At 48.2% G+C, this 10574-nt stretch carries 7 protein-coding genes; all 7 read left to right on the forward strand.

From position 1 onward, the window contains the following. The first annotated feature begins 35 nt into the window (after positions 1–35). The 7 genes from AB3N00_RS28075 (at position 36) to AB3N00_RS28105 (ending at position 9865) form a co-directional block, all read left to right on the forward strand. Positions 36–2357 carry a glycoside hydrolase family 88/105 protein gene (locus tag AB3N00_RS28075; RefSeq protein WP_413037460.1) on the forward strand — a complete coding sequence of 774 codons (2322 nt, stop codon included), beginning with the start codon at positions 36–38 and terminating at the stop codon, positions 2355–2357. A 217-nt stretch (positions 2358–2574) separates the two neighbouring features. Beyond that, positions 2575–3909, forward strand: a complete 1335-nt coding sequence (locus tag AB3N00_RS28080; protein WP_413037461.1) for an ABC transporter substrate-binding protein — start codon at positions 2575–2577, stop codon at positions 3907–3909. A 48-nt stretch (positions 3910–3957) separates the two neighbouring features. Further along, on the forward strand, positions 3958–4908 hold the full coding sequence (locus AB3N00_RS28085; RefSeq protein WP_217506281.1) for a carbohydrate ABC transporter permease: 951 nt from the start codon (positions 3958–3960) through the stop codon (positions 4906–4908). Then, on the forward strand, positions 4905–5753 hold the full coding sequence (locus tag AB3N00_RS28090; RefSeq protein WP_175393918.1) for a carbohydrate ABC transporter permease: 849 nt from the start codon (positions 4905–4907) through the stop codon (positions 5751–5753). Before AB3N00_RS28085 ends, AB3N00_RS28090 begins: the two co-directional genes overlap by 4 nt. 25 nt (positions 5754–5778) lie before the next feature. Then, positions 5779–7665: a cache domain-containing sensor histidine kinase gene (locus AB3N00_RS28095; protein ID WP_413037462.1), complete on the forward strand. Its 1887-nt coding sequence runs from the start codon at positions 5779–5781 to the stop codon at positions 7663–7665. After that, positions 7662–9266, forward strand: coding sequence for a response regulator (locus AB3N00_RS28100; RefSeq protein ID WP_413037463.1), 1605 nt, complete (start codon positions 7662–7664; stop codon positions 9264–9266). Before AB3N00_RS28095 ends, AB3N00_RS28100 begins: the two co-directional genes overlap by 4 nt. A gap of 53 nt (positions 9267–9319) precedes the next feature. Then, entirely contained in the window at positions 9320–9865 is a 546-nt protein-coding gene (locus AB3N00_RS28105) for an N-acetyltransferase family protein (protein WP_413037464.1), read from the forward strand. Positions 9866–10574 lie beyond the last annotated feature (709 nt).

Below are 10574 nucleotides of genomic sequence, written 5' to 3' on the forward strand. Positions count from 1 at the left end.
TTGTTAATCACAACGGGAAAGGAATGTGGCAATCCATGACAACGTATTTTGATGAACCGCAGAGTATGAACTACCGGTTTGGGGAGGATCAGGATCAAGTGTTGAAGGTGCTGGCTGAGAGATATATCGGAGCCAATGCGCAGGCGGACTTTGTGTATCGGGTGTTTCAGAAATCGGGTATTCTGCAAAACGAGAAAGGGTTGTATGATCTCAATCTGAGTGAACGTTTCCCTGATACCCAAAAAGGACAATTAGCCTATGCCGCAGCGCTGGTCTGGGGAGATGAGGACCGGAATCTGGATGTGCTGATCCGCAGTTACGGACCTGTTCGTTTCTATTTCAATGAGCAGTTGGTGTACCGCTCTACGGTGATGGACGAGATTAATCCGGATTCGACGGTAAAGCTGGGAATCGACATCAAGCCCGGCTGGAATACGTTATTGCTCGAAATGAAATATACACCTGCCGGTTTTGGATGCCAGTTTGGTTCGGATGAAGGGAAAGTGCGTATTCTGAATGTACTGGCACCTTTTCAGGAACGTCAGGGACAGGCCGGATGGGTTTACTCCAAGCCTGTAAGCAGAGATGAAGCTCTCTCTTTCATCACATCCGGAGGCAGTCATCCTGACTGGAACCTGCTTGGAATGGAACAAGATCATCAACTGAAATGGCTGCCTGAAACGGAATGGCCTGTTGAAATGAAGAACAAGCCTACCCTGCAGCGATTATACGGACATCTTCCGGGACAGCGGGTGTATGGTTGGTCACGGATGAACAATAGTGATTCGACGGGCAGCTCCATCCGATTATCCGGTCATTCTTCCGGTCCACTATCGATATGGCTGAATGGCATACCAGCGGTACAATTAAAGGAAGCGGGATCGTTTGAGTCGGAGGTGCATGCACCTTTCGGCCGGAGCGATCTGCTGGTTTGCAGTGAATGCAGTAGTGATACCGCTGAGCCATGGCAATTTACTTTAAACGCAGCCGTGAATGGCAAGCAGTTGGGACTTGAGCTGCCCAGACATGTACATGGAGCTTCAGGAGAGAAGTGGATGTATGTCGGCCCCTTTGAATCTGATGTGGAACCTGATGTTCAGGACATAATGCGGACAGATCGCGTATACACGTCAAGTGTGTCACAGGACAGCAATGGAGCCGGTAGCCAGGATGTGCAGGCGGAACGAATGTATTGGCAGCTGGATCAACCGGATGCATGGATTCGTCCTTACTACGAAAACGCCATGCTAAGCAACAAATGGACCGTGGGTAGTGTAACCAACTATGGTCGTTGGGATTATCCGCTGGGTGTAACCGTATATGGACTGCTGCAGACGGGACGTTATTTGCATAGACCGGACATTATTCGTTATGCAACAGAACATGTGCAGGCATGTACCCGGATGTATGATTACTCGCTGTGGGATCGGGAGCAGTATGGATTTCCTGCAGTGAATCAGCAGCTGGTCATGCTGAAAATGCTGGATAACTGCGGGTCCTTTGGTTCAGCCATGTTGGAGGCGTACTCGGAATGCCATGAACCGACGTTTTTGCCGATTGCCGAGCGAATCGCCGATTTTATGCTCACCCGGTTGGAACGACAGGAAGACGGTGCGTTTTACCGTGAGTGCATTGGGGAGTTTGCCGAGAACACGATGTGGGCGGATGACCTCTATATGAGTACGCCGTTTCTCGTTCGGTATGCCCGCCTGACAGGCAACACCTCTGCTCTGGACGAAGCAGCCAGACAATTTATACTGTACCGCAAGTATCTGTTTATGCCTGAATTCAAGATTATGTCTCACGTATATGATTTTAAATATGACCAGGCGACACGTATTCCGTGGGGACGCGGGAATGGCTGGACACTATTTTCCCTGACTGAAGTATTGGAGGCTTTGCCTGAAGAGCACCCTGATCGCCCGGCATTAATCCATTTCTTTAATGAATTATGTGAAGGGTATGCGGCTCTGCAGGGAAAGGATGGATTATGGCATCAGGTGTTGAATGATTCGGAGACATACCAGGAAGCTTCCTGTACTGCGATGTTCGCCTATGGATTTGCGCGGGGGGTTCGATTTGGCTGGTTAGAGCAGCCTGACCGTTATATTGAAGCTTCTGAGCGGGCATGGAACGGACTAACTTTCAAAGCAATTGATCGACAAGGCAATGTGCACGGGGTGTGCAGTGGATCAAGGTATGCATTTACTGCAGAATATTATGATAAGGATTTACTTACTGTAACGAATGACAATCATGGTATTGGTATTATGATGCTGGCAGGAACCGAGGTTGCGAAGATGAAGGAATACTTGACTCGTCATACGAAAACCTCTGCTGCTGTGACGCATTCCTAAATATATGACTTGAAAAAAAATCAGCGGAATAACCGCCGGAAATGGACGTTCCGGTGGTTATTTGAACATGATACATTTTATCGTATCATCACATGTCCAACTCCCTTACTTTTTTGACAGGAAAGCTTACTTTTGTTTATGTCATGAGCAGCCATAGGCCGTTACAATAGTTTTTGTAAGCGATTCCATAAAAGCAAAAAGGGGAGGAAATTCATTCATGTTGATCACCAAAAAGTGGGTTACCCTGTTCTGCATGTCCCTGTTATTGTTTGCTGCAGCCTGTTCCGGAGGATCTTCCGGTTCAACGGCTTCATCTGGTGACGGAAGTGAAGGAGATGCCTCGGGCAACATTCAACTGCGCATGACCTGGTGGGGATCGCAAACTCGCCACGATCTGACGACCAAAGTGATCAAGCTGTTTGAAGAAAAGCACCCCGGTATTACGATCAAACCGGAATATTCCGGTTGGGACGGTTACATGGATAAACTGACCACCCAGGTGGCTGGTTCGAATGCTCCGGATATCGTGCAGATGGATTATGCCTTTCTGACCGACTTTGCCCGTCGCGGCGCATTGCTGGATCTGACCCCATATAGTCAGAGCAAAGAGCTGCGCACAGAGGATCACGACGAGAGCATGCTCAAGGCCGGATCAATTGACGATAAGCTATATGCAATTACATTGGGCGTAAACGCTCCAGGCGTCATCTATGATGCTACCCTTTTTAAGGAGCTAGGGATCGAGGAACCACAGGAAAGCTGGACGTGGAAGGATTTTGGCGATATTGCCACCCGGATTGCAGAAGCCAAAGGGGAGGGGTTTTACGGTTCAGCGGATATATCCGGTACAACCAACATGTTTGAGGTATTTATCCGCCAAACGGGCAAAGGTCTGTTTGAAGACGGAACGATCACGGCGACCAGCGAAGAAATGCAGCAGTGGTTCGACATGTGGAGCGCCCTGCGCGCAAGCGGTGGAGTTACAACCGCCGAGGTGACAGCATCCACTACCAATGCGCTGGAGACGCGCCCCATCTCGCTGGGAACAGCAGCCATGGATTTTTCCTGGTCCAACCAACTGCTGACGTTCCAGCAAGTGAACAAAAATCAGGATCACAAGCTGGGCATACAAGTCATTCCTCATGGTGTGAATGAGAAGCAAATCGGTGAATACTTGAAACCAAGCCAATTTATCTCCGGCTATGCCAAAACCAAGCATCCAAAAGAAGTAGCCATGTTTATCGATTTCATGGTAAATGATCCGGAAGCGACGACCATTCTTGGTTCTGAGCGGGGGGTCCCTGTCAATTCAAGCATCCGTGAGCAGCTGCAGCCCACACTGCCAGAGGCGGAGCAAGCCATTTTTCAATTCATCGATGTTGTATCCAATAACTCCAGTGAGATTGATCCTCCTTATCCGCAGGGATTCTCCGAAGTGGACACCAGCTTCAAAAGTGCAAGCGAGCAGATCGCTTTCGGTCAAGGCAATACACCGGATGTGATTGCTCAGTTTATTGAGGGAGCCAAGGCCACCCTTGCCTCGAGTCAATAACCGCTTGTCTGGTTCCAATTTGTCCAATTCTGCGGGGAGGTTGCGAAGATGAGTACAACACAGGTCAGTCAGGCCCGAGCCGAACGAGTGACAGCCCGGAGGGTGAAGCGGAGATACGCACACAATAGAGCAGCACTGCTGTTCCTCGCTCCATGGCTGATTGGTTTGTTGTTCCTGACCCTTGGTCCAATGCTGGTTTCGTTATACATTTCATTCACGGATTACAGTATCCTGGCCGCCCCTTCCTGGGTCGGTCTGGGTAACTACACAACCATGTTTACTTCGGATAAGCTGTTTACCCAATCGCTCAAAGTTACCTTTACGTATGTTGCGGTGTCCGTGCCGATCAAGTTGATCTTTGCCCTGCTTGTAGCGATGCTGTTGAACAAGGGGATACGGGGTCTCGGCATTTACCGGACCGTGTACTACATCCCAACCCTGCTTGGCGGCAGTGTGGCTATTGCCATGTTGTGGCGCAAAATGTTGGGTGGGGACGGGTTGCTCAACGGTGTGCTTGCGATGGTGGGCATCAAGGCGCCGGATTGGGTTGCCAATCCGAAATACGCCCTGTACTCAATCGTGCTGTTGTCCGTGTGGCAGTTCGGATCGTCCATGATCATTTTTCTGGCAGGCTTGAAGCAGATTCCACCTGAATATGATGAAGCTTCAGCAGTTGATGGAGCAGGTCCATTCCGGCGTTTCTTCTATATAACGTTGCCGATTCTGTCGCCGGTGATTTTCTTCAATCTGGTGATGCAGCTGATTACGTCTTTTCAATCGTTTACGCAAGCCTTCGTCATTAGTAACGGCAGCGGGGGTCCGGTCAATTCAACACTGATGTATTCCCTATATCTGTACAAAAAAGGATTCTCTTTCTTTCAGATGGGCTATGCTTCCGCAATGGCCTGGGTGCTGGTGATCCTGATCGGTGTGTTTACATTGCTGGTATTCCGCAGCAGCAAGCTGTGGGTCCATTATGAGGATGGTGGAAAATCATGATTGGACAACGGAATTCTGCGGCTTGGATTGCCATGAAACATATCCTGATCTCTGGAATTGCCTTTGTCATGTTGTATCCGGTGCTCTGGATGTTGGGCAGTTCGTTCAAGCCGGGACATATGATTTTTAGTGAAACATGGTTCTGGCCGCAGGAATGGAACTTTCAAAATTACATGAATGGCTGGACGGGAATACAAGGCAATCCGTTCTCCCGTTTTCTGACCAACTCCATTGTCCTGTCGCTGGGTGCCGTGCTGGGGAATGTGGTCTCTTGTTCAATGGCGGCTTATGCCTTTGCCAGACTCGATTTTCGTTTCAAGGCTATCTGCTTCGGCTTGATGTTAATGACGATCATGCTGCCACATCATGTGACGCTGATCCCACAATATATCCTGTTCAACCATTTGGAATGGGTGAATACGTACTTGCCTTTGGTGGTGCCAAAATGGCTTGCAACCGACGCCTTCTTTATTTTCCTGATGGTTCAGTTCTTCCGGGGTTTGCCCAAAGAGCTCGATGAGGCGGCCACCATTGATGGCTGTGGGCCTGTGCGTATCTATACCAAAGTCATTATTCCGCTGGCCTTTCCGGCGCTGGTGACCACAATGATCTTCACCTTTTTATGGACATGGGATGATTTCTTCAGCCAGCTGATCTATCTGAGTGATGTCAGCAAGTACACGGTACCGCTGGGACTTCGCCTGTTCCTTGATTCCAGTTCCCAATCCGATTGGGGTCCGATGTTTGCCATGTCTGTGCTTTCGTTGGTGCCTTGTTTTATCGTTTTTATCGTATGTCAAAAGTACTTCGTGGAAGGAATCGCGACCTCCGGACTCAAAGGTTAATTCCAAAACGAAATGAGTTGATTTCATGGGGAAACGAAGATTATCCCTGTTTATCAATCAAAAGCTGCAGCAAAGCAAGCTCACCACACTGATGGTGACTTGCTTTATTGCGTTTAACCTGCTGCTCGTATCCATTATCGTCTGGCTGGCATATCAGTCCTTCTCTACGGTGACCTTTACCGAGATCAGCAAAGCACGGCTGGCGCTTCTGAACGAGAGCACCCGGCGGGGGTTTGATTTTATTACAGGGGTGACGGGGACTGCCTATTCGCTCGCGAGCAACCGGGATCTTGCGAATTTGTTGGAAACAGCAGGAACAGGGAGACTTACGCAGATCCATCAGCGGCGAGAACTGGCCAAAATACTGGACCATACACTTGTCGTTAGCGAAGGCATTACCTCGGTGGAATTGTATACAGATGCTTACAATGGTGTTACTGTCACGATGGCTGACCGAATCTTTCCAGTGGATACGATTGCCGGGGATTCCTGGTTCGCAGCACTGGAGCAGGCGGACGCAGCTTGGGTGCCTTTGCGAGAAAATGAATCGGGACATTCCCTGGTAGGGTATGCCCAGCGTATCTTTGACAGCCGTGGGGGTACGGTGGCATATGTTCTGATCCGCTTAAGTCGCGAGGATATCGTACGCCGATTTGCGGACATGCCGATGGTATTGGATGGACAGGTGCTGCTGGTGGATACGGCGGGCAATGTCGTTATGCAGATGGGAGATGCAGACCCGACGAGGGAATCTGGTCAAAATCCCAATGGTAATGCTGCAGCAGCAAGTGCAGCGGACTCATCCCTGCCAGTGGACGTATCCACTAAAGGAACTCTACCGGTTGTAGACAGTGATTGGATTCGAACACATGCCGAACATAATGAAGACGGATTTGAAGTGGTATCTGGCAATGCTGGCGGTGCACAACTCGTGTTATATTCCAAACCCGCCACACTTCAGTGGCGTCTGGTGCAGACGATTCCTGTACATACACTGCTATCCCCTGTCAGGTACGCCGGATGGCAGGTGCTTGGAATTGCTGTGGTTGGACTGCTATGTTCTGCCGTATTTGCGTACCTGTTCGTCCGGAGAATTGTACGTCCCCTTCGTCAGCTGATCAAACGAATGAGGCAGCTCGAGAAGGGAGACTTTGAGACCCGGGTCCAACTTTCGTTTACCGAGGAATATGCTCACCTGGCCTATGGCTTCAATCACATGGCATCCAGATTGACGGAGCTAATGGATCAGGTCAAGGAAGAGAGCCGTGCCAAGCGGGAGGCCCAGACGAGCCTGCTGGAGGCGCAGATCAAACCCCATTTTCTCTACAATACACTTGATATGATCCACTGGCGTGCGCTTGATTATGAAGCCAAGGACATCAGCCGCATGATTGTGCAGCTCAGCAAACTTTTACGCATTGGACTTAGTGGAGGCAGAATGTTTATTAAAGTTCGCGATGAGCTGGAGCATGCCCGTTGTTATGTCAGTATTCAGGCTGAACGGCTGCCGTTCTCCATTGATTATGAGGAAAAGATTGATCCACGTGTCCGTGGTTGTTACATTCCCAAAATTATTTTGCAGCCCTTTATTGAAAATGCCGTCATGCACGCGCATCCCCAAGAGGAGAATCTTCGAATATGTGTGGCGATCAGCGAAGAAATTGGAGATCCTTCCAAAGTCTTTATTCGGATTATGGATAATGGTCAAGGCTTGCCAGCAGAGTGGAAACAGGAAGAGTCACGTGGTATCGGAGTGAGAAATGTCCATCAGCGCATTCAATTATATTGTGGCAGGGGATATGGAGTTGATCTATGCACAGGAAGTTCGGGAGGTGTGGAAGTGACCATCTGTCTGCCGTGCATTGAGACGGAAGAGCAGTTAAATCTCTGGCTGGACGGTGAGAAGGTATGAAAACCATCATGCTTGTAGACGACGATCCACATACTATAAAGGCATTAACCGATCATATTGAGTGGCCCTCCCTCGGCCTTCGTATTGCAGGCACCGCTTCCAACGGAGTGGATGCACTGGAACAGTTTGAGCGGCTGCGTCCCGATCTGGTTATGACGGATGTATATATGCCGGGTATGACAGGACTTGAGGTGACACAGGCGCTTCGGCGCAATCACCCTCATCTGCCAATCATTATTCTAAGTGGTTATGATGAATTTGAGAATGCTCGTGCCGCCATGCGATGGGGGGTTAATCACTTTTTGCTGAAACCGGCGGAGGTAGAGGAGATTGAGTCGGTGCTGCGTGAAGTTCTGTTGGAGCAGGAAGTGCGAGAGCGCCATGAGCAGCTGGAGCGGACATACAAGCAGGAGATTGGGAAGGTAGTTCCCTATTTGCGCAAACAGTTTCTGCACGAGCTCCTGACCACACGCTATCTGGCAGATGAGTTGCCGCAGGAACGTATGGATTACGTGGGTATTCGGATGTCTTCGCAGGTACGTGCGATTAGTCTGCAGCTGAATCGTCCCGGATTCTTGGCACGGATGAAAGAGCGGGACTGGCAGTTACTCCGTTACGGGGCAGCGGATATTATTCAGGAGACGGTTAAGGAACAGACTGCGCACATGCAGGACAGCCAAGTGGAAGTTCTGGACTATTCCGATCAGGTGTTTGTACTGCTTCTTTTTGGTGGGGAGGGGATGTCTGGACAGATCGAAATACTTGTTGAGCGGATGATTGATCAGATATTTACGTATCTGAAAATGGAAATGAGCGCAGGGATTGGAACAACCAAAGAGCATATATGCGAGGTAATGGACTCCTATTTGGAGAGCAGAGAAGCCCTTGAGATGGCGGAATTTCAAGGAGGCAGTCGTGTCTATGCATACGATTCAATAGAAAAAGTAGAAACGAATGTCACCGATTATTCTTTGCTGCTGCGGCAGTGGAACGAGTCATGGGCAGATATGCGGACCGATCTGGCAGAGGAGGTATGGCTGCAAATTCGCCGTTTATTTGAGGATGGCATTTGTACTAGTATTCAGGATGTACAGGTTGTGGCTGTAAGTCTATTCGACACCTTAATTCATAGTTGGAACAGACAATATCCCTTATTGCAGCCACCACTGGCGATGAGTGAGTTTCTGAGGGATATTCAATCCAAGTATTCGCTACAGGATTTGCTATGCTGGATGGACGCCATTATTGGAGACTGGATAGAACAGACACGGAAAGAGATAACGGAGAAAAAAAGCAATAGACTGGTGGATCAGGTGAAACAGTACGTGGAGCAGCATTATGCTGACGAAATCAGCTTTGAGGCAATTGCCAAGGGACTCTTTGTGCATCCCAAATATTTGAGTCAGTTGTTCAAAAGGGTAACCGGGCAGAATTTCGTGAGCTATCTGAACGGATATCGAATTCAAAAGGCGATGGATCTGCTGCAGTCGGGCCATTACATGGTATACGAGGTTAGTGAGATGACGGGCTTTCGTAACGCCACGTATTTTAGCCAGGTATTCAAGATGCTTACGGGTAAGAGTCCATCCGAATTCGGATAGGGCACTGGTCCATAATAGTAGTAATATAGAAAGGATTAGGAGGGAAAGTATAGATGAACATTGAAAAACAGGACTTTATCGTGAAAGGATTGGCTTACTCCATTAGATCCGCAGAGGAAAAGGATGCTGAGGCATTATCTACGCTTCGTGTACAGATTGATGGAGAGACGGAGAACATGGATCGGGAGCAGGGTGAGGCTTTTATTGGGGCAGCGGGATTTAGGGAGATTATTCGTTTGGATACGGAGAAGGATCGAAACCTGTTCCTCGTTGCTGATGTGCAGGGAGAGATCGTTGGGTACTCCAGATGTGAGGGTTCGGATTTAAAGCGATTTTGTCATAAGGTTGAGTTTGGTGTATGTGTTGCCAGAAATCACTGGGGGTACGGAATCGGGAAGAAACTGCTGGAGCTGTCGATCCATTGGGCAGACACGAGTGGTGTTGAGAAAATGACGCTGAACGTGCTGGAAACCAACGATAAAGCGATAGAACTATATAAAGGAATGGGTTTTGAAATTGAAGGTGTTTTGAAAAAGGACCGGAAACATGCCGACGGGAAGTATTACGATACGATTGTGATGGGTAGGTTTAAGAGTTGATTGGGAGTAGATCCGCGTTTAATAATACTGTTGTCCATTTGTTAACTACTATATATAGAAGAAACAGAATATAGTGTGTGGCTGATATCATAGAGGTTATTTATAGATTCCTATCATTGATCTCCCATAATATAAGCTAGAAAGGGTAGCGCAAAATAATAAGCTACCATACTTACCTGAACACTATACTAGATAAGATTGTCTGTTTAATTGTGCTGACTAGTATCAGCTTGCAAGTATAATAGATAAGATCAGTATGCTCGGTTTGATTATGTGGGTAACTGCCAGCATATTTATGCTATTCGATTCAATCACCGAGCTGGTTATTTGGGATATTTTACATGTAGTAATTAATGTACCGGCGTGATATATTATATTTCCGGCCAAGAAAACACGAGAAACACGGTGCGGTAAGCAAACAAAATAAGCTTCGAAAGAAACTTAAAAAAAGTGCTTGCTAAATTGGTTCGGACGTGATAAGATATAAAAGTTGCTGAAGAGAACAACACTCGGATGCGAACGAAGTTTGATCTTTGAAAACTGAACAACGAGTGAGTAATCATCCTGCTTGCAGGATGAACGTGAAGGTTTTTGGTACATGCCATCTGGCTGTATGAAAACCGGAACATAAATGAGATTTTTAATCTCGTCAGATTCAAAATGAGCTAATCGCTCTTTTCAATACTTTATTGGAGAGTTTGATCCTGGC

It is taken from the genome of Paenibacillus xylanilyticus (genome assembly GCF_047246825.1).
Classification (GTDB): domain Bacteria; phylum Bacillota; class Bacilli; order Paenibacillales; family Paenibacillaceae; genus Paenibacillus; species Paenibacillus xylanilyticus_B.